Annotated in this window: 24 protein-coding genes; 14 read left to right on the top strand and 10 right to left on the bottom strand. The window is 64.4% G+C overall.

The genetic code is table 11. The features are described from left to right. Position 1 precedes the first annotated feature (1 nt). The 6 genes from cyoE to B5D38_RS03680 all read left to right on the top strand — a co-directional run bounded on the left by cyoE (position 2) and on the right by B5D38_RS03680 (position 3,947). Positions 2-946 (top strand): heme o synthase, encoded by a 945-nt coding sequence (cyoE, locus tag B5D38_RS03700; protein WP_078707121.1) that lies wholly within the window; start codon positions 2-4, stop codon positions 944-946. After that, positions 943-1,086, top strand: a complete 144-nt coding sequence (locus tag B5D38_RS22160; protein ID WP_165690760.1) for a hypothetical protein — start codon at positions 943-945, stop codon at positions 1,084-1,086. Before cyoE ends, B5D38_RS22160 begins: the two co-directional genes overlap by 4 nt. Further along, positions 1,083-1,715: a cytochrome c oxidase assembly protein gene (locus tag B5D38_RS03695; protein WP_078706993.1), complete on the top strand. Its 633-nt coding sequence runs from the start codon at positions 1,083-1,085 to the stop codon at positions 1,713-1,715. The genes B5D38_RS22160 and B5D38_RS03695 overlap by 4 nt, the downstream gene beginning before the upstream one ends. A gap of 107 nt (positions 1,716-1,822) precedes the next feature. Further along, complete coding sequence (locus B5D38_RS03690) at positions 1,823-2,701, top strand: cytochrome c oxidase subunit 3 (RefSeq protein WP_078706992.1); 879 nt, start codon at positions 1,823-1,825, stop codon at positions 2,699-2,701. A gap of 90 nt (positions 2,702-2,791) precedes the next feature. Further along, positions 2,792-3,181, top strand: a complete 390-nt coding sequence (locus tag B5D38_RS03685) for a DUF983 domain-containing protein (RefSeq protein ID WP_078706991.1) — start codon at positions 2,792-2,794, stop codon at positions 3,179-3,181. Next, positions 3,168-3,947, top strand: coding sequence for an SURF1 family protein (locus B5D38_RS03680; protein WP_342587341.1), 780 nt, complete (start codon positions 3,168-3,170; stop codon positions 3,945-3,947). The genes B5D38_RS03685 and B5D38_RS03680 overlap by 14 nt, the downstream gene beginning before the upstream one ends. Here B5D38_RS03680 and B5D38_RS21985 read toward each other — a convergent pair. Then, positions 3,874-4,416 carry a hypothetical protein gene (locus B5D38_RS21985; protein ID WP_131829860.1) on the bottom strand — a complete coding sequence of 181 codons (543 nt, stop codon included), beginning with the start codon at positions 4,414-4,416 and terminating at the stop codon, positions 3,874-3,876. The genes B5D38_RS03680 and B5D38_RS21985 overlap by 74 nt on opposite strands. Before the next feature lie 202 nt (positions 4,417-4,618). Here B5D38_RS21985 and ispH point away from each other — a divergent pair, with 202 nt between their 5' ends. From ispH to rnhA, 3 genes are read left to right on the top strand one after another with little or no spacing between them, the layout of a single operon-like run. After that, positions 4,619-5,629, top strand: a complete 1,011-nt coding sequence (ispH, locus tag B5D38_RS03675) for a 4-hydroxy-3-methylbut-2-enyl diphosphate reductase (protein ID WP_078706990.1) — start codon at positions 4,619-4,621, stop codon at positions 5,627-5,629. 34 nt (positions 5,630-5,663) lie between these two features. After that, a complete protein-coding gene (locus B5D38_RS03670; protein WP_078706989.1) occupies positions 5,664-6,641 on the top strand; it encodes a homoserine kinase in 978 nt (325 codons plus the stop codon). Next, complete coding sequence (gene rnhA, locus B5D38_RS03665) at positions 6,638-7,117, top strand: ribonuclease HI (protein ID WP_078706988.1); 480 nt, start codon at positions 6,638-6,640, stop codon at positions 7,115-7,117. Before B5D38_RS03670 ends, rnhA begins: the two co-directional genes overlap by 4 nt. Before the next feature lie 47 nt (positions 7,118-7,164). Here rnhA and B5D38_RS03660 read toward each other — a convergent pair whose 3' ends face one another. Both B5D38_RS03660 and B5D38_RS03655 read right to left on the bottom strand, forming a co-directional pair. Further along, positions 7,165-7,656: a peroxiredoxin gene (locus tag B5D38_RS03660; RefSeq protein WP_078706987.1), complete on the bottom strand. Its 492-nt coding sequence runs from the start codon at positions 7,654-7,656 to the stop codon at positions 7,165-7,167. Between the two features lie 10 nt (positions 7,657-7,666). Then, on the bottom strand, positions 7,667-8,506 hold the full coding sequence (locus B5D38_RS03655; protein WP_078706986.1) for a protein-disulfide reductase DsbD domain-containing protein: 840 nt from the start codon (positions 8,504-8,506) through the stop codon (positions 7,667-7,669). A gap of 343 nt (positions 8,507-8,849) precedes the next feature. Here B5D38_RS03655 and B5D38_RS03650 point away from each other — a divergent pair, with 343 nt between their 5' ends. Continuing rightward, positions 8,850-9,443, top strand: coding sequence for a YqgE/AlgH family protein (locus B5D38_RS03650; RefSeq protein ID WP_425349306.1), 594 nt, complete (start codon positions 8,850-8,852; stop codon positions 9,441-9,443). A 73-nt stretch (positions 9,444-9,516) separates the two neighbouring features. Here the strand turns inward: B5D38_RS03650 and B5D38_RS03645 are convergent, their stop codons facing one another. From B5D38_RS03645 to thrC, 4 genes are read right to left on the bottom strand one after another with little or no spacing between them, the layout of a single operon-like run. Continuing rightward, positions 9,517-12,462, bottom strand: a complete 2,946-nt coding sequence (locus B5D38_RS03645; protein ID WP_078706984.1) for an EAL domain-containing protein — start codon at positions 12,460-12,462, stop codon at positions 9,517-9,519. Continuing rightward, positions 12,459-13,094: a GNAT family N-acetyltransferase gene (locus B5D38_RS03640; RefSeq protein ID WP_078706983.1), complete on the bottom strand. Its 636-nt coding sequence runs from the start codon at positions 13,092-13,094 to the stop codon at positions 12,459-12,461. Before B5D38_RS03640 ends, B5D38_RS03645 begins: the two co-directional genes overlap by 4 nt. A gap of 7 nt (positions 13,095-13,101) precedes the next feature. After that, on the bottom strand, positions 13,102-14,406 hold the full coding sequence (locus B5D38_RS03635) for a M16 family metallopeptidase (RefSeq protein WP_078706982.1): 1,305 nt from the start codon (positions 14,404-14,406) through the stop codon (positions 13,102-13,104). Next, the gene (thrC, locus tag B5D38_RS03630; RefSeq protein WP_078706981.1) at positions 14,403-15,812 is read right to left on the bottom strand and encodes a threonine synthase; all 1,410 of its coding nucleotides are present in this window, start codon (positions 15,810-15,812) and stop codon (positions 14,403-14,405) included. Before thrC ends, B5D38_RS03635 begins: the two co-directional genes overlap by 4 nt. A 138-nt stretch (positions 15,813-15,950) precedes the next feature. Here thrC and B5D38_RS03625 point away from each other — a divergent pair, with 138 nt between their 5' ends. After that, positions 15,951-16,475, top strand: coding sequence for a hypothetical protein (locus tag B5D38_RS03625; protein WP_131829859.1), 525 nt, complete (start codon positions 15,951-15,953; stop codon positions 16,473-16,475). A 19-nt stretch (positions 16,476-16,494) separates the two neighbouring features. On the opposite strand, the gene B5D38_RS03620 is transcribed toward B5D38_RS03625, so the two are convergent. Next, the gene (locus tag B5D38_RS03620) at positions 16,495-17,181 is read right to left on the bottom strand and encodes an HAD family hydrolase (RefSeq protein WP_078706979.1); all 687 of its coding nucleotides are present in this window, start codon (positions 17,179-17,181) and stop codon (positions 16,495-16,497) included. 220 nt (positions 17,182-17,401) lie between these two features. Between B5D38_RS03620 and B5D38_RS03615 the strand changes: the two genes are divergently transcribed. Beyond that, positions 17,402-18,535, top strand: a complete 1,134-nt coding sequence (locus tag B5D38_RS03615) for a site-specific DNA-methyltransferase (RefSeq protein ID WP_078706978.1) — start codon at positions 17,402-17,404, stop codon at positions 18,533-18,535. A gap of 12 nt (positions 18,536-18,547) precedes the next feature. On the opposite strand, the gene B5D38_RS03610 is transcribed toward B5D38_RS03615, so the two are convergent. Both B5D38_RS03610 and mutY read right to left on the bottom strand, forming a co-directional pair. Then, positions 18,548-19,159: an HAD family hydrolase gene (locus B5D38_RS03610; RefSeq protein WP_078706977.1), complete on the bottom strand. Its 612-nt coding sequence runs from the start codon at positions 19,157-19,159 to the stop codon at positions 18,548-18,550. A gap of 81 nt (positions 19,160-19,240) precedes the next feature. Continuing rightward, a complete protein-coding gene (gene mutY / locus B5D38_RS03605; protein WP_078706976.1) occupies positions 19,241-20,341 on the bottom strand; it encodes an A/G-specific adenine glycosylase in 1,101 nt (366 codons plus the stop codon). Between mutY and B5D38_RS03600 the strand changes: the two genes are divergently transcribed. Both B5D38_RS03600 and B5D38_RS03595 read left to right on the top strand, forming a co-directional pair. Next, positions 20,340-21,689, top strand: a complete 1,350-nt coding sequence (locus B5D38_RS03600; protein ID WP_078706975.1) for an O-antigen ligase family protein — start codon at positions 20,340-20,342, stop codon at positions 21,687-21,689. The two genes, mutY and B5D38_RS03600, sit on opposite strands and share 2 nt — an antisense overlap. Continuing rightward, positions 21,686-22,186: a DUF721 domain-containing protein gene (locus tag B5D38_RS03595; protein WP_245318777.1), complete on the top strand. Its 501-nt coding sequence runs from the start codon at positions 21,686-21,688 to the stop codon at positions 22,184-22,186. Before B5D38_RS03600 ends, B5D38_RS03595 begins: the two co-directional genes overlap by 4 nt. The last annotated feature ends 91 nt before the right edge of the window (positions 22,187-22,277 follow it).

The following is a 22,277-nucleotide window of genomic DNA, read 5'->3' as shown; positions in this document are numbered from 1 at the left end:
CGTGACGCTGATCGATGCCGATGCCTCCGTGGTGCCAAGCAGGGGAGTGAGCCTTGCTGAGCCGGGCGACTACGTCGCTCTTTTGAAGCCACGGGTGATGTCGCTGGTCATGCTGACGGCAGTCACCGGCTTCATGGTGGCGCCGGGACACATCCACCCGCTGCTTGGCGCAGTCGCCATGCTGTGCATCGCGATCGGGGCAGGGGCCTCCGGCGCGCTCAACATGTGGTACGATGCCGATATCGATCGGCTGATGGCCCGCACCGCAAAGCGTCCCATCCCCCTCGGTCGCATTGAGCGGCGGGAGGCACTGGCCTTCGGTCTGACGCTCTCGGTCTTCTCGGTCGTGGTGCTGGGCCTGACGGTCAATCTCGTCGCGGCCGGGCTTTTGGCCTTCACCATCTTCTTTTACGCCGTGATCTACACGATGCTGCTGAAGCGCACGACGCCGCAGAACATCGTTATCGGCGGCGCCGCCGGCGCCTTTCCGCCGATGGTTGGCTGGGCGTGCTCCACCGGCACGATTTCGATCGAGAGCATCACGCTATTCATGATCATCTTCCTGTGGACGCCTCCGCATTTCTGGGCGCTCGCTCTCTTCAAGCTGAAGGACTACGGCTCGGCCGGCGTGCCGATGATGCCGAACGTCGCCGGAGAGGCGTCGACCAAGCGCCAGATCTTCGCCTATTCCCTCATCCTCGCGCCGGTGGGCGTCGCGCCCTATGTGCTGGGCTTCGCGGGGCCGGTGTACGGCGTGGCGTCGGCCATCCTCGGCCTCATCTTCGTCCTCCACGCCTACCGCACTCTGAAGATGCCCGACGGGGACGTGAAAATGGTGGCGGCCAAGAAGCTGTTCGGCTTCTCGATCGTTTATCTCTTCACGCTTTTCGCGCTTCTTCTCGGTGAGGCTGTGGTCGCCAGGGCGTGGACGATGGTGGGGGCATGACCATGATGATCGAGCGCATTCGTCTGACGGAGGCCGAAGCGCGGGCACGGCGCAAGAGGTCCATCGCCATCGGCTTGGCTCTGGTCGGGCTGGTCGTCCTCTTCTATGTCATCACGCTGGTGAAAATGGGGGCGTCATGACCAACGATAAGCCCGTTTCCACGGTCGCCGAGCGCCAGGCAAAGGCCCGGCGGCGCGGCATGACCATCGCGATCGTCAGCGCCGCCTTTTCCCTCGGCATGCTGGGCGCGGCCTTCGCCTCGGTGCCGCTTTACCGTGTGTTCTGTCAGGTGACAGGCTATGGCGGCACGACGCAGCGCGCCGAAGGCGCGCCGGTCGCAGTGTCCGACAAGCAGGTCACGGTCCGCTTCGATTCCAACTCCTCGCCCGGCGTTCCCTGGACGTTTCAGCCGCTGCAGCGTTCCGTGCGCGTGAAGCTTGGCGAGGCACGGCAGATCGCCTATCGCGTCAAGAATCATTCGGATCATCGCGTCACGGCTCAGGCCACCTTCAACGTGACGCCGGAATCGGCGGGTGCCTACTTCAACAAGATCGCCTGCTTCTGCTTCACCGAGCAGACGCTGGAGCCGGGAGAAGAGCGGGACATGCCTGTCGTCTTCTTCATCGATCCCGCCATCGCCGACACCGAGGAAATGGCGAGCCTGCCGCCGATTACGCTGTCCTACACCTTCTTCCCCATCGAGGAGGAGGCTCGCCCCGTCGCCGAGGCGCCGGCTGGCGGCAAGGAAGGCGGCAAGGGCCAGCTTTGACTTGGCGCGACGGCGCCTTTGGGCGCCGGTTCGCCGCCTGATAAATGAGATCGTCCCGGCCCTGTCGAAGGGGCGGGCCAGGAGGAACGAGAGACCGGAACGCAAGAATGGCTGAGACCCACGTCAAGCACCACGACTACCATATCATCGACCCGAGCCCGTGGCCGTTCCTGGCGTCTCTGGGGGCCTTCATCATGCTGTTCGGGGCGGTCGGCCTCATGCGCTACACGCGCGGCGACCAGTTCCTGTTCCTGGGGATGAATCTCGCCACGCCGTGGATCTTCGTCGTCGGCCTGCTGATCGTCCTCTACACCATGTACGCTTGGTGGTCGGACACCATCAAGGAGGGCCGCGCCGGCGCCCACACGCGCGTCGTCTCGCTCCATCTGCGCTACGGCATGATCATGTTCATCGCCTCCGAGGTGATGTTCTTCGTGGCCTGGTTCTGGGCGTTCTTCGATGCCTCCCTTTTCCCCGGCGACGCCATCCAGGCGGCTCGCGCGCAGGTGACGGGGGGGCAGTGGCCGCCGGCGGGCATGGAAGTGCTCGACCCACTCCACCTGCCGCTGTTCAACACGATCACGCTGCTGCTCTCCGGCACCACCGTGACCTGGGCCCACCACGCGCTGCTCGAAAACGACCGGAAGGGGCTCATCGCGGGCCTGTCGCTGACGGTTGTGCTGGGCGTTCTCTTCTCCTTCGTCCAGTTCTACGAGTACGCCCACGCGCCCTTCGCCTTCTCGGGATCGATCTACGGCTCGACCTTCTTCATGGCGACCGGCTTCCATGGCTTCCACGTCATCGTCGGAACCATCTTCCTTGCCGTCTGCCTGATCCGCGCGATCAATGGCGGCTTCACGCCTCAGCAGCACTTCGGCTTTGAGGCGGCGGCCTGGTACTGGCACTTCGTCGACGTGGTGTGGATTTTCCTGTTCTTCTGCATCTATGTCTGGGGCGGCTGGGGCGCGCCGCTCGCCGCAGGCTGAGAAATCCTCGCGGTTGCTTGACAGGGGTGGTCGCCACGGCGGCCACCCTTTCTATTTGGGGAACCATCAACCGCAGTCGCGGAGATCAGCATGAGCGAAGAAGGTCCGGCGGTGGCAGGAGATGCCATGGCCAGAGGAGCCAGGGGGCGCTGCCCTCGCTGCGGAGAGGGCCATCTCTTCGACGGTTATCTGACGACGGCGCGGCGATGTGACAATTGCGGCCTCGACTATGCCTTCATCGATTCCGGCGATGGGCCGGCGGTCTTCGTTATTCTCGGGGTCTCCGTTGTCGTCTGCGCGCTTGCTCTCTGGCTCGAGGTCGCCTACAGCCCTCCCATCTGGGTCCATTTCGCGCTTTGGATTCCGCTGATCCTGATCCTTTGCCTGCCGCTGTTGCGCATCTTGAAGGGCGCGATGATCGGCCAGCAATACCGCCACCGCGCCGCCGAAGGCCGGCTCGAAAGCCATGACCTCCACTGAAACGCCCACGAACGCTTCTTCGCCGGAAGCGCAGGCTCGCCCGATGCCGCGCGGTCGGCTCTGGCTGCTCGTCGCCCTGGGCGCCGTTCTTTTCGGCATCCTCTGCGGTCTCGGCACCTGGCAGGTGGAGCGGCTTCATTGGAAGGAGACACTGCTCGCCAACATCGACGCGCGCATGCACGCCGCGCCGACGACGCTGGCCGGCATCGCCGCTATCTATGACGACAGCGGTGACATTGATTATTGGCCGGTCACGGTATCCGGCCGCTTCCTCCATGAGGACGAACGCTACTTTCTGGCGACGCGCGACGGCGAACCAGGATGGGACGTCTATACGCCGCTGCTCCTCGACGACAGCCATGCCGTCTTCGTCAACCGGGGCTTCGTTCCCGATGCGTTGCGCGATCCGGCGCGGCGGCCGGAAGGCCAGGTCGAGGGCGACGTCACCGTTACGGGGCTTGCCCGCTCGGTGCCTCACGAAAAGGCGAACATGTTCGTGCCGGACAATGCGCCGGAGAAGAACCAGTTCTTCTGGCGCAGCCTATCCGACATGGAAAAAGGTCTCCATCTATCGCCGACGGTCCATATCGAGCCCTTCTTCATCGACGCCGGGCAAGGGGCCGCGCCGGGCGGCTATCCCATCGGCGGCGCCACCATCGTCGACATTCCCAACAATCATCTTCAGTACGCCATCACATGGTTCGGCCTTGCCGCCGTGCTTCTGGTGATGATAGGTGCTCTACTGATCCAGCAGTGGCGGCGATGAGCTTGGCTGTCTTGTTTGCGACTTCGGTCAATGTTGCGAAGGTTCGGCTAGGCGGCAAAAAATTCGCCAACGCTTGCGGATAGTAGCGAACCGAGAGGTACTCGCGTGTTTCCATCATCTGCTTGAGGTGGCCGACGGTTCTTCTGCGAAGAACGAGCCCTTTTTCACCAGCTAGTTCCGCACGCGCCACCAGATCGTGTTGCAGTTTTCTGATGGATTTCTGATCAAGGCCGGCAGCTAGAAGGAAGGCATTCAGATAGAGTTCGACCGAGTGGGCTGCCATCAAACGCCAGGGCGCGTGCGAAAGCGCAACTCTAGGCCGCGATGATCCAAAGAGCGCCAGGGCTGCGGCCCTGTATTGCTCGGCAAGGAGGAAAATGGTTGGCGCCGATGGATCTGCATGCCCGCTTCGTTCGGGCCCAAGATCTTCCACAGCAGCGTCAGAAGTTACTGCCCTTGTCGCGGGCATTTTCGATCTCCCGAATATCGTAGATTGAATATCGGCCGGCTCATATTACCGGTGACTTATCAAAACCCCTCGAATTGACAGGAGGGCCGGGCGGGCTGGTGCAGAGGACAAGGTGGGGGCATCCACCCGACCCACAGAGTTCTTGACAGCGGCACCTGCCATCCCTTCATTCGCCCTGACCGAACGACCTTGGAGCCGCGCCTTGTCCGATCTTTCCCGCAAGCCCCCGCTGACGGTTCGGCTGTGCGAGCCGCGCGGTTTTTGCGCCGGTGTCGATCGCGCCATTCAGATCGTCGTGCTGGCGCTGAAGAAGTACGGCGCCCCCGTCTATGTTCGCCATGAGATCGTCCACAACCGCTACGTGGTCGAGGGGCTGAAGAACATGGGCGCGGTTTTCGTCGAGGAGCTCGACGATGTCCCTGCCGACGGGCAGCCGGTCGTCTTTTCCGCCCATGGCGTGCCAAAGTCCGTGCCGGCCGCGGCCGAGGCGCGCCAGCTCCTCTATCTTGACGCGACCTGTCCGCTCGTCTCGAAGGTCCACAAGCAGGCGATGCGCCATGTTCGCCTCGGTCGCCATGTTCTCCTCATCGGCCATCGGGGCCATCCTGAGGTGATCGGCACGATGGGGCAGCTGCCGGAGGGCACGGTCTCCCTCATCGAGACGGAGGCGGACGTCGCGACGTTCGTGCCGCCTGAAGGCATGGAACTCGGCTTCGTCACGCAGACCACCCTCTCGGTCGAAGACACGGCGGGGATCATCGCCGCCCTTCAGGCGAAGTTCCCGACCCTTCAGCATCCGTCCACCGAGTCGATCTGCTACGCCACGACGAACCGGCAGGACGCGGTGAAGGCGGCGGCCCCCGGCGCCGATCTGTTCCTCATCGTCGGCGCGCCCAACTCATCCAACTCGCGCCGCCTCGTCGAAGTCGCTGAGCGCGCCGGTGCGCAGGCGTCGGCCCTCGTGGAGGGGGCGAAGGACATCCCTTGGGAGGGCATCGTCGCCGGCGGCACCATCGCCGTTTCGGCGGGAGCCTCGGCGCCCGAGGTTCTGGTGGACGAGCTGTTTTCGGCCTTCCGCGAGCGTTTCGATGTGCGTATCGAACTGACGCGCACAGCCGAGGAGAACGAGCGTTTCCTGGTGATGCGCGATCTGCGCGACTTGCCGCTGACGGTGGACGACATGGCCTTCGTCAACGGCCGGGGCCGCGCATGAGGATGGACCGGGGCGAAGGGCAGGCGAGAATCTGATGGCGGTTTACACCGATGTGACGGAGCCGGATCTTTCCGCCTTCCTCGAACGCTATGATCTCGGCCGCCTGCTCTCCTATAAGGGCATCGCGGAGGGCGTCGAGAACTCCAACTTCCTGCTGCGCAGCGACAAGGGCACCTTCATCCTGACGCTCTATGAGCGCCGGGTGGCGCGGGGCGACCTGCCGTTTTTCATCGGACTGATGGAGCATCTTGCCGGCCGGGGCCTCTCCTGTCCGCTGCCGGTGCCGGCGCGCGATGGCACGGCTTTGGGCGAGCTGGCCGGCCGCCCGGCGGCCCTCTTCACTTTCCTGGAAGGCATGTGGACGCGACACCCGCTGGCGGCCGACTGCCGGCAGGTCGGCGCGGCGATGGCGCGGATGCATCTGGCGGCGGCCGATTTTCCGATCCGCCGCGAGAACGCTCTTTCGGTCGGGGCTTGGCGGCCGCTCTACGAGGCGTGCGGCGGTCGCGCCGACGAGGTTGCGGCAGGTCTCGGCGAGGAAATCCAGACGGAACTTGGCAAGCTGGAGGCCGCCTGGCCGTCGGGCCTGCCGGCTGGCGTCATTCATGCAGACCTCTTTCCCGACAATGTCTTCTTCCTGTCGGGGGAACTTTCGGGGCTGATCGACTTCTATTTCGCCTGCAATGATCTTCTCGCCTATGACCTCGCCATCGCTCTCTGCGCCTGGTGCTTCGAGCCCGACCAGTCGTTCAACGTGACGAAGGGCAGGGCGCTCCTCGGTGGCTACGAGAGCGTGCGCCCGCTGGAGCGCGAGGAGGTGGAGGTGTTCCCGCTGTTGGCCCGTGGCGCGGCCATGCGCTTCCTGCTCACGCGGCTCTACGATTGGCTGACCATTCCCGATACCTCCTTCGTCACCAAGAAGGATCCTCTGGAATATCTGAGGAAGTCGCGCTTCCTGCGCACTATCGAGAGCGTTGGCGACTATGGCGTCGACGTCAGGGTGGGCCGATGAGCGAGGCGGAGAGCGGCGGCGAGCGCGTCGAGATTTTCACCGACGGTGCCTGTTCCGGCAACCCCGGCCCCGGCGGCTGGGGCGTCATCCTGCGCTGGCGCGGCAAGGAGAAGGAGCTTTCCGGCGGGGAGGCTATGACCACCAACAACCGCATGGAGCTCTTGGCCGCGATCGAGGCGCTGACGGCGCTGAAGCGTCCCTGCGCGATCGATCTTCATTCGGACTCGGAATATCTGCGCAACGGCATCACCAAGTGGATTCACGGCTGGAAGAGGAACGGTTGGAAGACCGCTGACAGGAAGCCGGTGAAGAACGCCGAGCTCTGGCAGAAGCTCGACGAGGAGCGCTCCCGCCACGACGTTACGTTCCATTGGGTCAAGGGCCATGCCGGGCACGACGAGAACGAGCGGGCTGACGAGCTTGCCCGCGCCGGCATGGCGCCCTTCAAGAAAAAGCGCGCCTCAGGCTCGGAATAGGCCGGAAAAGTCAGAACGCCTTCCCCGGCCGTGCCGCGAAAGCCAGCCTAGCGCTGAAGCAGCTCCAGCATGTGGCCGGCAGAGGACGCTTCGATCTGTCCGGGCGAGTCCTCGACTTCGAGAGCGCGCACGACACCGTCCTCGACGATCATCGAGTAGCGCTTGGAGCGTGTCCCCATGCCGCCGGGCGTCATGTCTGCTTCGAGGCCCACCGCCTTGGTGAAATCGGCGTTGCCATCGGCCAGGAAGAGGATCTTGTCAGCCGCTTGCGTAGCCTTTTCCCAGGCGTTCATGACATAAACGTCGTTGACCGCGACGACGGCGATGGTGTCGACGCCCTTGGCGCGAATCTCGGCGTTGAGGTCGAGATAGCCCGGCAGATGGTTCATGGTGCAGCCGGGAGTGAAGGCTCCAGGCACACCGAAGAGCACCACCTTCTTGCCCTTGAAAACATCGTCGGTCGAAAGATACGCGGGCCCCTTGTCGCTGTGGACGCGGAAGCTGGCGTTGGGTAGCGAATCCCCGATACCGATGGTCATGCGGTGCTCCTTATTTCGGTTCGCGGACGACCGCGAGATCGCGCGCTTCGATGGCATCTTCGCCTGTCACCAGAATGGCGTCGACGTTGAGGAGCGAGCTAAGGCCCTCCTTCGGCTTGTCCAGAACCGGCAGGGTGAAAACAACTTCGCCGCCTGTTCTGGCGGTGTCTTCCGGCGGTCCGAAATACCAGCCGCCGGGCGCCGTCACGAAAAGATCGGAGCTATCGCCCGCCGCGCTTGCCGCCACCTTCAAGCTCAATTTCGACCCGTCCGCCCGGATGGACGCCTCGGTGATGGCCTCGGCCGCGCTGTCCCTGCGCGGCAAGTCGGCAAAAGCCGTATCCACCGCCGCCTTGTCCGTCTCGCCGGCCGGATCGAGTGAAAGCTCGGCCGAAACCGGAACGCAGATGTCGTGGCAGATGCCGAGCATGACGGACAAAGCGAGGTTGCTGCCGCTGTCCGGCTTGGTCTTGCGCAGGGACAGGGCGACGGCGAGCGGGGCCTTGTAGCCATTCGACTGGAAGCCGGCTTCCTCGAACCGTGTCGGTGCCGGGAAGGCGATGGATTCGAGTTCGAGATTCTTCGTCTCGGGGGAAAGACCAATCTGTGGCGGAATGCCCGCTTCGCCGGGATCGATCCAATAGGTCTTCCATCCCGGCTCGAGATCGATGAAGAGAGCCGCGCGAACCGCGTCGCCGGTACCGCTCGGCGCGGCGACAAGCGAGAGCGCCACGCCGTCGGTCTCGAAGGTGCTGCTTCCCGCGGCATTAGCTGCGCCCAGACTCCAGAGCGACGAAGAAAGCGCGAGGGCCGCTCCAATCAGCGCAGAGGCCGCAATCCGGGTTCTCATGGGGCAAGTTCTTTCATTTGTGGAACGTTTGGACTGAGCGACAGGCCGAAGCTTCGAACAAGGCCGATGCACTAGACGCCGACAAAAGAGACGAAAGCTTGATCCTCACGCTCGGGATGCAGTCGATCACGCTGTTGTTGGCCGGGCGCCATGGAAGTGCCGGAAGCAGGCCGGCTATGCAACCGCCTTCACTCTTCTGTGGCGCTCTCTCTTGCGCGGCAGCGTCCGCCCGCCCACAATAATATCAAGCCGAGATGGCCGCAGGTGGCTCCTGCCCCATGTCGAATAGAGACAGATGGATGAAAGCCAGGGAAAACGTCGCTATCTTAGGGGGATGAGCAAGATGTCAGAGACCAATGCGCCCTCTTCGTCGCTTGAGGATCATTTCCTCATCGCGATGCCAGGCATGCAGGATGAGCGCTTTGCACGGAGCGTCGTCTATCTCTGTGCCCATTCTCCTAGCGGGGCCATGGGCTTCGTGATCAACAAGGGCCAGCCACTTTCCTTCGCCTCTCTGCTGAAGCAGCTCGGAATTGTCGATGACGAGGCGGACATTCGACTTCCGCAGGGCGGGCGCGAAGTGTCCGTCTGCGCGGGCGGGCCGGTGGAACAGGGGCGCGGCTTCGTGCTGCATTCCAGCGATTATGATTCGGAGTCGACCGTTCCGGTGGCCGACGCGATCCGGTTGACGCCGACGCTCGACATCCTGAAGGCGATATCGCAGGGTATCGGCCCGCATGAGGCGGTAATGGCCCTCGGCTATGCCGGATGGGGCGCAGGTCAGCTCGAGGCGGAGATCGCGGCCAACGGCTGGCTGACCTGCAAGGCCGATAGCGGCCTTATCTTCGATCCCGATCTCGATTCGAAGTACGGCCGCGCGCTCGGCCTGCTCGGTATCGATCCCACCTTCCTCGCAGCCGAGGCGGGCCACGCCTGAGCGCGCTCCAGCGAGCATCGATCCAGCTCCAAAGACCAGGGCGACAATCTTAAATAGGAGCCGTTGCGCCGCGTCAGGCTGAGCGGCGCAGGGTCGTCTTTTGCTCCATCAACTCGCGCCGGGCCTCTTCCGCCGTCAACGGAGCGGAATAGAGGAAGCTCTGCGCGTATTTGCAGTCGAGCTCGCGCAGCCGCTCGACGTCCTCTTCCGTCTCCACGCCTTCTGCGACGACCGTCAAATTGAGCTCGTGCGCCATCTTTACGATGGAGTTGAGAATGATGGGGCGCTCCGGCCGGTTGTCGCTCTTAAGGAACGACTGGTCGACCTTCAGCGTGTCGAACGGGAACTGCATCAGGTAGGACAGCGAGGAATAGCCGGTGCCGAAATCGTCCAGCGACAGGCCGAGGCCCATTTCCTTGAGCTTGGACAAAAGCTGCGCCGAGCGCTCGGGATTGTCCATCACCAGCGACTCCGTCAGCTCCAGCTTCAGCGCCCCCGCCGAAAGGTCGTAGCGCTTCAGCACCGCCGCGACGTCCCCAATTAGGTCCTGGCGAATGAGCTGACGGCTGGAGATGTTGACCGAGACGAACAGCGTCGGGTCGATCATCCTGTGCCAGTCGGAAAGCCGACGCGCCGCCTCATCGAGCGCGAATTGGCCGAGCAGGACGATCTGCCCGCTGGATTCGGCGACAGGAATGAATTCGGCCGGTGAGATGGCGCCGCGCTTCGGATGATCCCAGCGCAGCAACGCCTCGAACCCGGCGATCCGGCCGTCCTCGATGCGCACGATCGGCTGGAAGGCGAGCGACAGCTCGCCTCGGGTAAATGCGCGACGAAGATCGGATTCCAGCTGAAGTCGCCCCGCGCCCGAGGTGCGTAGCGCCGGCCTGTAGGGCTCGATATGATCGCCGCCCTCGCGCTTGGCCTGATACATGGCAAGCTCGGCCTCCTTCAGCGCGTCCTCGGGACGCGTCCTTTCGGTCCAGCCGGTGAGCCCGACCGATCCGGTGAGGATGATCTCGCGGTTGTTGAAGATGATGGGCGCCTTGATCGCCTCGCGTAGATTTTCGGCCAGGGCGGCAATCCTGTCGAGATCTGTTTCCGAGACGAGGAGCAGGCCGAATTCGTCGCCGGCAATGCGGGCGAGCGTGTCCTGCGGCTTCAGGATGCGCTTCAGCCGGCGTCCGATGGTCAGGAGAATCGTGTCGCCGGTGGCAAGGCCGAAATCGTCATTGACCTGCTTGAAGCGGTCGATGTCTATGACGAAGACCGTCGGCTTGACGTCGTCGCGCACGGCCGTAAGGGTGCTGATCGCCTCCAGGCGGTCGAGAAAGAGCTCGCGGTTGGGCAGTCCGGTCAGCTGATCGTGCAGCGCGTCGTGGAGCAGGCGCTCCTCCGCCTTCTTGCGCTCGGTGATGTCGTTGAGCGTGCCGACGCAGCGCACGACCTCGCCGTCGGTGCCGAGCACCGGCCGCGCCCGGAGCGAAACCCAATGATAGCTGCCGGTAACGCTGCGGATGCGGAACTCCTGGGCGATGCGCCCACGCCGTTGCTCCACGATGGTGTCGAGCGTCAGCTTGAAGCGGTCGCGATCATCTGGATGCAGGATCGGCAGCCAGTCGCGCGCCGGGCCGTTCATCGTCGCGATCGGCAGAGGCAGCGTCATGTCGTCGTCGACCCCGGCGAAGATGTGGTCGCGATCGACATCCCAATCCCAGATGGCATCGCCAGTCCCGGCCAGCGCCAGCGAGCGGCGCTCCATGTCGGAGAGCTGACCATGGGCGAAGGTGCCGCCGGCGAAGGCGTGCTGCATCACCGTGAATCCGATGAGCAGCACGATGAGAACCAGACCGCCGCCCAGCGCCGGTTGAATGATGTCGTTGCTGAGCCGCCCCGTCACCGTCATCCAGGCTGCGAAGAGCCAGAGGATGATCAGCGCCCAGGTTGGGATCAGCATGATGGCGCGGTCGAAGCGCAGGACCGAGAGATAGAGGATGAGGACAAGGCCTAAGCCGGCGATGCCCACCAGCGACAATCGCGCGAGGCCGGCGGCAAGCGGCGGATCGAAGGCGGCGAAGACGCCGAGGCCGACGAGCGCCGCCAACCATACGGCGGTGAAGAGGGAGAACAGCCCGTGCCAGCGATTGAGGTTGAGATAGGCGTAGAGGAAGAGAACCAGCGTCAGCGCCAGCGAGACCTCGGTTGCCGCCCGCCACATGCCTTCTTCGCCGGGCATCATCGGCACCAGCTTCTGCCAGAAATCGAAGTCGATGCAGATATAGGCGAGTACGGCCCAGGCGAGGGCGGCCGTCGCCGGGAACATTGCCGAGCCCTTGACCACGAAAAGGATGGTCAGGAACACCGCCAGCAGGCCGGCGATGCCAAGCACGATGCCGCGATAGAGCGTAAAGGCGTTTACCGTGTCCTTGTAGGCATCCGGCTGCCAAAGTCGGATTTCCGGCAGACGCGGCGAGGTGAGTTCGGCGACGAACGTGACGACCGAGCCCGGATTGAGCGTGACCAGGAAGACGTCGGCCTCCGAGCTCGGCTGATGATCGAGCGCGAAACCCTCGGAAGGCGTGATCGAGGCGATGCGCTGAGAACCGAGGTCGGGATCGATGATTCCTGAGCCCGCCAGGCGGAAGTTCGGGGCGACGATCAGCCGGTCGAGCTGTTCGTCGGAATCGTTGGCAAGGGCGAAGACCGCCCAATCGCCCGAAGCATTCGGTGCCTGCGCCTCCACCTCAATGCGCCTGACGATGCCGTCGGCGCCGGGGACCGTCGAGACCTGAATGCTTCGGCCACGATCGCGGTAAAGCTCGATCGCCGGCTTCAGGTCGATGACCTGGACGTCCTTGGAGATGCTGACGGGCTCCAATGCGAGGGCAGGCCCTGAGAGAGCGACAAGCAGGAGGACGAGCGGCAGAAGGGCGAGGAGGCCCGCCGCGATGCGGTCGGTCGGTCGCTCGGCGCTCCGGCGCGCCGGACGACGGTGAAGGGCGATGCAGTTGATGATCATGATGCGGCGGACGCCAGATTGGCCGCGAGCAGAGGCTTGCGGCCCTTTCTTGGAACGTGTTCGTCGGCAAGGAGAGCGTAGAGGTAGTGATCCTCCCATCTCCCGGCGATCTTGAGATAGTGGCGGGCGTAGCCCTCGCGGCGGAAACCCGCCCGCTCCAAAAGCCGAATGGAGCGTTCGTTGGAGGGCAGGCAGGCGGCCTCGATCCGATGCAGCCCTTCCACGTCGAAGACGAAGTGCTTGAGCGCCTCGACCGCGCGGGACATCAATCCGATGCCGGCGTAGGGCTCGCCCATCCAATAGCCGAGTGTGCAGCTCTGCGACACGCCACGACGGATCAGGCCAATGGTCGCGCCGCCGTAGAGCGTGCGTCCGGGTTCGTCGAACAGGAAGAAGGTGTAGCCCGTTCGCTCCCGCGCGTCCTGGCGATAGCGCTGAATTCTGAGCTGATAGGAGCGGCGGCTGAGCTCGTCGGGACCCCACATGGGTTCCCAAGGCGTCAGAAAGGCGCGGCTCCGACTCCTGAGGTCCCGCCAGGCGATGTAATCGCCGGCCTGCGGCATCCGCAGCAGGATGCCGTCGGCATCGACCTTGGGAAACACGGGATGGAACAGGGAGTCGAAAACGCTCATCGGCGGCTCAAACGGCAGCGCTCTTGGGCGCGTTGGTCGCTCCACCGAGCTGGGCGCTCACTTCTTCCAGGCCCGCCAACCCCTTGATCGGGCCGAGTGCGGCCATGGTCGGACGGGTGCCGATGAACGTACGGCCGGCAAGATCGGTCAACCGCTTAGCATCGATGGCGGTGAGCCGTTCGAGAAGCTCCTGGTTGGAGATCTGCCGCCCGGCAAAGAGGAGTTGCCGCGCGATCTGGCCGGCGCGGGAGGATGGGCTTTCCTGAGACATGAGCAGGCTGGAGCGCATCTGCGCGCGGGCGCGCGTCACCTCCTTGTCGGTGATGTTCTCCGCCGCGCGCGTCAGCTCCTCAGCGATGATCGGCGCAAGTTCGGCGAGCTGCTCCTCGCCGGTGGCGGCGTGGACGCCGAAAATTCCGGAATCGGAAAAGCTCCAATGGAAGCTGTAGATGGCATAGCAAAGACCGCGCTGCTCGCGGATCTCCTGGAACAGGCGCGAGGACATGCCGCCGCCGAGAATCAGCGACAGCACCTGCGCCGCATAGAAGTCCTTGGCGTAGTAGGGCCGGCCTTCAAAGCCGAGGACGACCTGCGCATCCATGAGGTCGCGCCCCTCGCGGAACTCGCCGCCCGTATAGGTGGCCGGCGCGCGAACGAGCGGCGGGTTGGTCGCGGCAATCGGCGTCATTCCGCCCAGCGCGCCAGAAATCCGGTTGACGACGTCGGCATGGGAAACCTTGCCCGCCGCCACGACCACCATGCGCTCAGGCGAGTAATGCGTCTTGAGATAGGTCCTCAGGCCCTCGCTGGTGAACGAGGTTACAGTCTCGCGCGTACCGAGTATCGGCCGGCCGATGATCTGGCCGCGATAAGCGGCCTCCTGAAACCGGTCGAACACCACATCATCCGGTGTGTCCTCGGCGGCGCCGATCTCCTGAAGGATGACGTTCTTCTCGCGCTGCAACTCCTCCTCGGCAAACTGGGAGTCGAGCAGGATGTCGGTTAGAAGGTCGATGGCAAGCGGCACGTCGTCCTTTAGAACGCGGGCGTAGTAGGCGGTCGTCTCTACGCTGGTGGCGGCGTTGAGGTCGCCGCCGACATTCTCGATCTCCTCGGCGATCTGCCTTGCGCTGCGCCGGCTCGTGCCCTTGAAGGCCATATGCTCGAGAAGATGGGCGATGCCATGTTCGCCCTCGCCCTCGTCGCGCGCTCCCGCCTTGACCCAAATGCCGAGCGCCGCGCTTTCCAGGCTCGGCATTTCCTCCGTCGCAATGGTGATTCCGTTGAGGAGTTTGGTGATCTCGACTGTCATGCGGATGCTCCCGAACGCGCGGCGCGGCTGCGCTCGGCGATATAGTTCTCCACCTGTCGCAGATCGTTGGGCAGGGTATCGAAGCGCTCGTGTTTTTCCATGAGGCCTGTGTGGCTCGGCGGCAGCTCCGGCGAGAGGCCGCTGGCTTTGCGAACGGCCTCGGGGAACTTGGCTGGATGAGCGGTGCCAAGCGTGACCATGACGCCGGGTCCCGCATGCTCACGGGCGACCTTGACGCCAACCGCGGTATGGGGATCGAGAAGATAGGCGGTGGTGGACAGGAAGGAGCGGATTGTTTCGGCTGTCGCCGCCTCGTCCGATCGCCCGGCGGAGAATTCGGCGCGGATGGCGGAGAGCGTATCCTCGGGAACCGTGAAGCCGCCGGACTGGGTGAGGCTCGCCATGGAGCGCTTCACCATCTCGGCGTCGCGGCCGGAGGCTTCGAAGAGCAGGCGCTCGAAATTGGACGAGACCTGAATGTCCATGGAAGGCGACATGGTCGCTGAAACGCCGGATGTCTCGTAGCGGCCGGAAGAGAGCGTGCGCTCCAGAATGTCGTTGGAGTTGGTGGCGATCACCAGCCTGTCGATGGGCAGCCCCATGCGCTTGGCCGCATAGCCGGCGAAGATGTCGCCGAAATTTCCCGTGGGCACGGTGAAGGAGATGCGCCGGTCTGGCGCCCCGAGACTCGCCGCGGCGGTGAAGTAGTAGACGATCTGGGCCATGATGCGGGCCCAGTTGATGGAATTGACGCCGGAAAGCGCCGTCGCGCGGCGGAAACGGGCGTCGTTGAACATGCCTTTGACCAGCGCTTGGCAATCGTCGAACGTGCCATCGACCGCGACGGCATGGACGTTGCGCGCGCCAGAGGTCGTCATTTGCCGCTGCTGCACCGGCGAGACGCGCCCCTTGGGGAAGAGGATGAAGATGTCGGCGCGCTCGCTGCCGGCAAAGGCGTCGATCGCCGCTCCGCCCGTGTCGCCGGATGTCGCGCCAACGATCGTCGCGCGTTCGTCACGCTGTAGGAGTACATGATCCATGAGACGGGCAAGGAGCTGCATGGCCACGTCCTTGAAGGCCAGCGTCGGACCGTGGAACAGCTCCAGGACGAAGTCGGCGGCGCCGATCTGGACCAGCGGCGCCACTGCCGGGTGCCGGAAGGTCGCGTAGGCTTCCTCGACCATGCGCCTCAGGTCGTTCTCGGCGATCTCGTCGCCGACGAAAGGCGTCAGGATGGAGAGAGCCACCTCCGCGTAGGGACGTCCGTAAAAGCCTCTGATCTCTGCCTCGGCGATCTTCGGCCACACGCGGGGCACGTAGAGGCCGCCATCGCTGGCCAGTCCAGCCATCAAGACGTCCGCGAACCCTAGTGCCGGTGCCTCGCCTCGCGAACTCAGATATTCCACAGTCTCACCACTCTCTCTCCCGGAGGAACGATTTCGCTGTTCCAGCCTTCGATGTCGATTTCACGGCGCGGTCGCAAATTCTCCCTCGCGCTGGTATAGAACGGCGCGCCACAGTAAGGGAAGAACCGAAGAATGCATATGTCTTTCGCGTTTCGGGCCGCTGCCCTGGCGGGGTTCGCGATACTGGCCGGGTGCCAGTCGTCGACGCCGCCCGCCGATCTCTCCGCCAATCCAGTGCCTTCCGCGGCTGAAGGACGGATCCCGGAATATTGTCCCCGGGTGAGCCTGCGTGAGGGCACGGCGGTGCTGACCAAGAAGGCGGGAGAGGATGTCGTCTACGTCGCCTCGATCACCGACTCCAGCCGCGAGTGTCATGTGGTCAACGGCCAGCTGATGATGAAGGTGGGCATCGCGGGCCGGGTGATGCCGGGGCCGGCCGCCAAGAGCGGCACCATCCAGTTGCCCATCCGCGTCGCCCTGGTGAGCGGATCGGACGTCCTCTATTCGCAGCTGTCCCAGCAGAGCGTCTCCGTCTCTGCGGGAGGCGGTGCCGTCCAGTTCGTCTATGTCGACGACCGTGTCGTTGTTCCGGAGCCGCCGGCGCGCACCTATGCCGTGTACGCGGGCTTCGACGAGGGGCCGGCGCCCAAGGCGAAGAGATGATCGCCGAGGGCCGCGCGGCTCAGTCCTGACTCCACCCGGAAAGGGCAGTGATGACGGCCGGGAAATCCAGGAGACGGTTGATCACCGTCTCCGCGCCCGCCTCGGTCAGCGCATCCGCATGGCCCGAATAGGTGTGGGCCGCGCCAGTGAAGCCGACGACGCGACAGCCGGCGGCTGCGGCAGCGGCCACGCCGTGGACCGAATCCTCCAGCACCACCGCCGCCTGGGGCTCCACCCCGAACTCCTTGCAGGCGTAATGGAAGACGTCGGGCGCAGGCTTGCTGCGCCGCGTGCCGACCTCCGAAGCGGAATAGACATAGGGACGGAAGCGGTCCCAAAGTCCGACATGGTCGAGTTCCGTCTTCAGCCACTCGGTGGATGAATTCGAGCAGATGCAGCGCGGCAGATCGATCATGTCGAGAATTTCGTGCGCGCCGGCGATGTCCTTTACCTCTTGGCCAAGGCGGGACATCGTTTCGTTCTCGATACGCTCCACGATATTCTCAGGAAACACCATGCCGGTCTCCTCCTTGAGGAGCTCGATGATGCGCGACAGCTTCAATCCGGCGAAGCGCGCCTGGATTTCCGCCGGTTCGAGCGGATGACCGAGATCGGTGAAGATCTCCGATTCCACCTTGGCGGAAATGATCTCCGAATCGACCAGCGTTCCGTCGCAGTCGAAGATGACGAGGGCGATGGCCGTCATTTTTTTGGCGCTCCCGAGTTTTCCGCGATGATGGCGGCTTTCTGCGCACGCGGCAGCACGAAGCAGCCCCCGCGGCGACGAGGGCTCGGTTATCACAGAGGATCGGCCGACACAAAGTGGCGCCTTTGCGCCGGTGATTCATCCCTCGTTTACCGCGTATTTACCGCGCTCAGTAACCATGATCGCAGGATTTTGGTTCTGGCGTATCCGGTGGGTGAACATGGCAAAGGCACAAAGCGCGGCGCTCAAGGTTTCCGAGGCCGTGTCGAGCGCATGGCTCGACCGCATCCTCAAGGGTGATTGCGTCGCGGCGCTGGAGGCGCTTCCCGCCCAGTCCGTCGACGCGGTCTTCGCCGACCCGCCCTACAATCTTCAGCTTGCCGGAGAGCTTCTGCGGCCCGACCAGAGCCGCGTGGACGCCGTCGACAACGCCTGGGACAAGTTCGAGAGCTTTGCCGCTTACGACGCCTTCACGCGCGCCTGGCTCCTGGCGGTGCGCCGCGTGCTGAAGCCCACCGGCTCCATCTGGGTCATCGGCTCCTATCACAACATCTTCCGCGTCGGCGCGACGATGCAGGATCTCGGCTTCTGGATCCTGAACGACGTCGTCTGGCGCAAGACCAACCCGATGCCGAACTTCCGGGGACGCCGCTTCCAGAACGCGCACGAGACGATGATCTGGGCGGCGCGCAGCGAGGATGCCAAGGGCTACACCTTCAACTACGACTCCATGAAGGCGGCCAACGACGACGTGCAGATGCGTTCCGACTGGCTGTTTCCAATCTGCAGCGGCGCCGAGCGGCTGAAGGGAGAGGATGGCCTGAAGGTTCATCCGACGCAGAAGCCCGAAGCGCTTCTGTCGCGCGTCATTTTGTCGTCGACACGCCCCGGCGACGTCGTGCTCGATCCCTTCTTCGGCACGGGCACGACCGGCGCCGTGGCCAAGCGGCTCGGACGCCACTTCGTCGGGGTCGAGCGCGAGCAGGAGTACATCGACGCGGCCCAGAGGCGCATCGACGCGGTGGAGCCGCTGGACGCCGCCGTGCTTGCGCTCACCGAAGGCAAACGCGCCGAGCCGCGCGTTCCGTTTTCCAGCCTCATCGAATCCGGGCTGATCGAGCCAGGGACGGAACTGACGGACGCCAAGGGGCGCTGGCGCGCGGTGGTGCGGGCCGACGGCACGGTCGCCATCGGCAATGAGGCCGCCTCCATCCATCGGATGGGCGCCAAGGTTCAGGGCCTGTCCGCCTGCAACGGCTGGACGTTCTGGCACGTGCTGGACGGCGGCGTTCTGCGCGTCATCGACGAGCTTCGGCACGAGGCGCGCAGCCGCATGGGCCGGGCCGGCGCCTGACGAGGAAGGCGATCAGGCGGCGATCGGCACGCCCAGCTTACGCAGGTCGATCCTGAGTTGGGCAGCGTTTTCGTGGCGGATGGCCTGCCAGCCGGCCTTTCGGGCCGCCTCCACGTTCTTCGGCGAATCGTCGATGAACACCGTGGCGGCGGGATCGAGGCCGAAGGTCTCTGCATGGTGCAGGTAGATCTCCGGGCTTGGCTTGATCGCCTTGATACGGCCGGAAACGGTGATGCCCCGCGCTTCGCCAAGGAAGGGAAAGAGCTTTTCGGCCTCGGCGAAGGTGTCGGCCGCCCAGTTGGTGAGAAGCGTCACGTCGAGCCCCGTCGCGATCACCTCCCGCAGCACCGCGACCGTGTCCTCGAAGGCATGCGGGACCATCTCGATCCAATAGCGGCGGTAGGCGCGGATGAGGTCCGCCTTTTCGGGATAATCGGCGATGAGGACCGCCTCGGCTTCTTCCCAGGAACGGCCGCGATCCTGCTCCGCGTTCCAGAGCGGCGAACATATCTCGGACAGGAAGACGCGGCGCTCCTGGTCGTCGGCGATCAGGCGCTTGAACGGGATTTCGGGGTCCCAAAGGACCAGCACTCCACCGATATCGAACACCACATGCCGGATCATCGTCCACGCTCCTTTATGGTCGGCGCATTCGCCGAGGGCGACGCGCTCGTGGCTTAGCCGATTCTGGCGGGAGACGGTAGTTCAGGGGGCTGCCCGGCCAGGGCGGCGCCGGAAGATGATGCCCGGCAGCGCGACGGCGACCACCTTTTTCATCACCGTCGGCAGCCCTTCCTCATCGAGCCGCTCGGGAGTTGCCCACCATCCGTCGCTCTGCGGATCGGCTGGCGCGACCGCGCGCCAAACATCAAGGGTCAGATCGAAATGGGTGAACCCATGACTCGCCGTGCCGGCAAGCTCCCAACCGGCGGCAAACGGAGCCGATTCCGCGCCGATGGCGCCGTCTGCCTTGACGCTCCAGGCCGTGGTCGGCGGCTCCACCATCCCGCCGAGCATTCCGCTTTCCGGCCGACGGCGCAGCCATATCGCGCCGTCGCCTTGCCGCATCGCCACGAAGGCGGCGCCGCGCCGCTGTGGCTTCGCCCGCTTCGGTGCCTTGACGGGAAAGAACTCCTGGCGTCCCTCCGCGCGGGCGAGGCAGGGCGCCGAGAGCGGGCAGATGGCGCAAGCCGGGCGCTTGGGTGTGCAGATGGTCGCGCCAAGGTCCATCATGGCCTGCGCAAAATCGCCGGGCCTTTCGCTCGGTGTCATCTCCTGGACAAGGTCCCGAATGCGCGGTTTGGCGGCGGGCAGGGGCGTCTCGATGGCATAAAGCCGAGACACGACGCGCTCGACATTGCCGTCCACCACAGCCACCGGTTCATCGAAGGCGATGGCGGCGATTGCCGCCGAGGTGTACTCGCCGATGCCCGGAAGGCATCGCAGGGCCTTGACCCCCTCGGGAAACCGCCCTTGATGCTGTGCAGCCACAGTCCGCGCGCAGGCCAGCATGTTTCTTGCCCGCGCGTAGTATCCGAGGCCCGCCCATGCGGCCATCACCTCTTGAGGATCGGCGTCCGCCAGCTGCTCGACGCTCGGCCAGCGATCGAGGAAGTGCAAAAAATAAGGCTTGACGGCGGCCACCGTCGTCTGTTGCAGCATCACCTCGGAAAGCCAGACACGATAAGGATCGGCATTCCGCCCTCCAGCGCGCTCTGACGGGGGCGTTCGCCAGGGCAGGCTTCTGGCATGACGGGAATACCAGTCCAAAAGGAGAGAGCTGGCTTGGAGAAATCGAGACGACATGGTGGGTGAGAGAGCACTAGGTGGCAATTCCGTCAATCGTCACGCCTCCAGCTTCAGAAAGACATTCCTCGCGCTTCTGTATCCGCCCCCCGAGGCTATGGGATCGCGCAACCGGCTGTCTGTATTCGTCTTCTTCGTTCTGACTGCGGTCGGGGGATCAGGCGCGTCGATCGTTTGCGGCGTGTTGGGTTCCTGGGCGTTGATCTCGGCAGTCGTCCGGCGCGTGCCCTTCCGTCTCGAGCGGACCGACCGGCCGGTCGTCTTCTCGTTCCTGCTCTATGCGGCCGTGATGACCCTGACGGCGGTCCTGCGCCCCGATTGGGCGCGAGGAGCCAAGGTTTCCGTCCCACTGTTGGTGTTCCTGATCCCGCTCTTTCTCATCCCGCGCCTTCGACTCACTCCGTCCGGTGCGCTCCTGCCCGCCGCACTAACGGGCGCGGCGGTTGGCGGCACGCTTCTGTTGCCGGCCTCGCTTCTTTCTGCTTTCGTTTTCTCTGCCGGACGTATGGAAGGCATCGCGGGAAATCCCGGTCCCTTCTCGGTGACGAGCCTCGTGACGCTTGGCCTCAGCCTCTGTCTTCTGGTCAATGCGCCTGGGCGGCGATGGATGACGGTGCTTGCAATGACAGGGGCGACGGGAGCTGCCTCGGCCGTCATCCTCTCCGGCATGCGCGGCTCGTGGCTGGCGCTGCCATTTGTCATCGCGGTGCCGCTGATCGTCAAATGGCGTTCCGTGCATCACGTCGTCTCGAAGATGTCTCGCAGACAACGACTTTGGCGCGGCGCGGCCTTTTCCATCGTCGTGCTTCTCATCGGCTATGTCGTTTCGACGAAAGTGGTGGGCCGCCTTATGTCGACCGAGTCCGATCTGGCGCAGCTCTTTGATCGGACCCCGCAGTTCGGCTCGTTCTCCGCCCGTGCCGAGATGTATCGCGCCTCGTTGGCCGCCATCTCTGAAGCTCCCGTTTTCGGATATGGCCGTCAGCATCTCTGGGATGCGGTTCGCCCCTATTTCGACGCGTCCTTCATGGACAGCGCGCACTTCACGCATCTGCACAACATCCTGCTGACCATTGCGGTGGACGCCGGGGCTGTTGGAATCGTCGCCTTTTTCGCCATGGTTCTCGCCCCTGCCTGGACGGCATGGCGGGCGCGCTCCCTGCCCGAGGGGGGAACACGCTTCGCGGTCGCCGCGACGCTTTTTGTCGCCTATTTCATACCCGGTCTCACCAACATCATGTTCTTCCACGATATCCTCGATGCGGTATGGATTTTCACGGCCGCCGTCATCGTGGCGTCGGTGCCGGCCGGGGAAGAGCGTGGCATAGCGGCGCGGAGCAGCCGTTGAAGAAGGCGAAGCGCGGCGCGCAACTCATCGGCGACCTTGTCGCCCCCATTCTCGATCCGGTTCTCGCGCGCAAGGCCGGGATGAGTTCGACGCTCGCCGCCGCCTGGGCGGATATCGCCGGCAGCCGGCTCGCCGAGACGACGCGGCCGGAGCGCCTCCTTTGGCCACCCCGGCGCGACGCGGACGATCCTTTCCGCCCGGCCACTCTGGTCGTTGCGTGCGAGGGGCCGGCGGCGCTTCTTCTCCAGCATCAGACCCGCGAGATGATCGCTCGGGTCAACGCGCTCTTTGGCTATGGCGCGGTAGACCGCATCAAGATCGTTCAGCGGCCGGTGCGAAGAGCAAAGCCAAGCCGCAAGCCTGTGCTTCGCGACCTCAAGCCGGCGGATCGGCAGCAGATCGACAGGCTGACGGCCGGCGTCGAGGACGAGAAATTGCGCGAGGCGCTGGCCGCCTATGGCGCCAGCGTACTGCAGCGTCGGCACACGCCTAGTTGATTGGCCGCGACGGTTCAGGAGCGGGCGCGCGGTTGGAAAAGCCATGATCTCTATCTAAAGGAGACATTCTCGGCCTGTTCGTTGTTCCGAA

This window comes from Consotaella salsifontis (assembly GCF_900167365.1).
Lineage (GTDB): Bacteria > Pseudomonadota > Alphaproteobacteria > Rhizobiales > Rhizobiaceae > Consotaella > Consotaella salsifontis.
This window is presented reverse-complemented; position numbering and strand designations above follow the sequence as displayed.

Excerpts from the sequence above, each read along its gene's own strand:
- B5D38_RS22160 (WP_165690760.1), top strand. The coding sequence starts at position 943 with ATGACCATGATGATCGAGCGCATTCGTCTGACGGAGGCCGAAGCGCGG.
- B5D38_RS03695 (WP_078706993.1), top strand. The coding sequence starts at position 1,083 with ATGACCAACGATAAGCCCGTTTCCACGGTCGCCGAGCGCCAGGCAAAG.
- B5D38_RS03690 (WP_078706992.1), top strand. The coding sequence starts at position 1,823 with ATGGCTGAGACCCACGTCAAGCACCACGACTACCATATCATCGACCCG.
- B5D38_RS03685 (WP_078706991.1), top strand. The coding sequence starts at position 2,792 with ATGAGCGAAGAAGGTCCGGCGGTGGCAGGAGATGCCATGGCCAGAGGA.
- B5D38_RS03680 (WP_342587341.1), top strand. The coding sequence starts at position 3,168 with ATGACCTCCACTGAAACGCCCACGAACGCTTCTTCGCCGGAAGCGCAG.
- B5D38_RS21985 (WP_131829860.1), bottom strand. The coding sequence starts at position 4,416 with ATGCCCGCGACAAGGGCAGTAACTTCTGACGCTGCTGTGGAAGATCTT.
- B5D38_RS03670 (WP_078706989.1), top strand. The coding sequence starts at position 5,664 with ATGGCGGTTTACACCGATGTGACGGAGCCGGATCTTTCCGCCTTCCTC.
- rnhA (WP_078706988.1), top strand. The coding sequence starts at position 6,638 with ATGAGCGAGGCGGAGAGCGGCGGCGAGCGCGTCGAGATTTTCACCGAC.
- B5D38_RS03660 (WP_078706987.1), bottom strand. The coding sequence starts at position 7,656 with ATGACCATCGGTATCGGGGATTCGCTACCCAACGCCAGCTTCCGCGTC.
- B5D38_RS03655 (WP_078706986.1), bottom strand. The coding sequence starts at position 8,506 with ATGAGAACCCGGATTGCGGCCTCTGCGCTGATTGGAGCGGCCCTCGCG.
- B5D38_RS03650 (WP_425349306.1), top strand. The coding sequence starts at position 8,850 with ATGTCAGAGACCAATGCGCCCTCTTCGTCGCTTGAGGATCATTTCCTC.
- B5D38_RS03645 (WP_078706984.1), bottom strand. The coding sequence starts at position 12,462 with ATGATCATCAACTGCATCGCCCTTCACCGTCGTCCGGCGCGCCGGAGC.
- B5D38_RS03640 (WP_078706983.1), bottom strand. The coding sequence starts at position 13,094 with ATGAGCGTTTTCGACTCCCTGTTCCATCCCGTGTTTCCCAAGGTCGAT.
- B5D38_RS03635 (WP_078706982.1), bottom strand. The coding sequence starts at position 14,406 with ATGACAGTCGAGATCACCAAACTCCTCAACGGAATCACCATTGCGACG.
- B5D38_RS03625 (WP_131829859.1), top strand. The coding sequence starts at position 15,951 with ATGTCTTTCGCGTTTCGGGCCGCTGCCCTGGCGGGGTTCGCGATACTG.
- B5D38_RS03620 (WP_078706979.1), bottom strand. The coding sequence starts at position 17,181 with ATGACGGCCATCGCCCTCGTCATCTTCGACTGCGACGGAACGCTGGTC.
- B5D38_RS03615 (WP_078706978.1), top strand. The coding sequence starts at position 17,402 with ATGGCAAAGGCACAAAGCGCGGCGCTCAAGGTTTCCGAGGCCGTGTCG.
- B5D38_RS03610 (WP_078706977.1), bottom strand. The coding sequence starts at position 19,159 with ATGATCCGGCATGTGGTGTTCGATATCGGTGGAGTGCTGGTCCTTTGG.
- B5D38_RS03600 (WP_078706975.1), top strand. The coding sequence starts at position 20,340 with ATGGTGGGTGAGAGAGCACTAGGTGGCAATTCCGTCAATCGTCACGCC.
- mutY (WP_078706976.1), bottom strand. The coding sequence starts at position 20,341 with ATGTCGTCTCGATTTCTCCAAGCCAGCTCTCTCCTTTTGGACTGGTAT.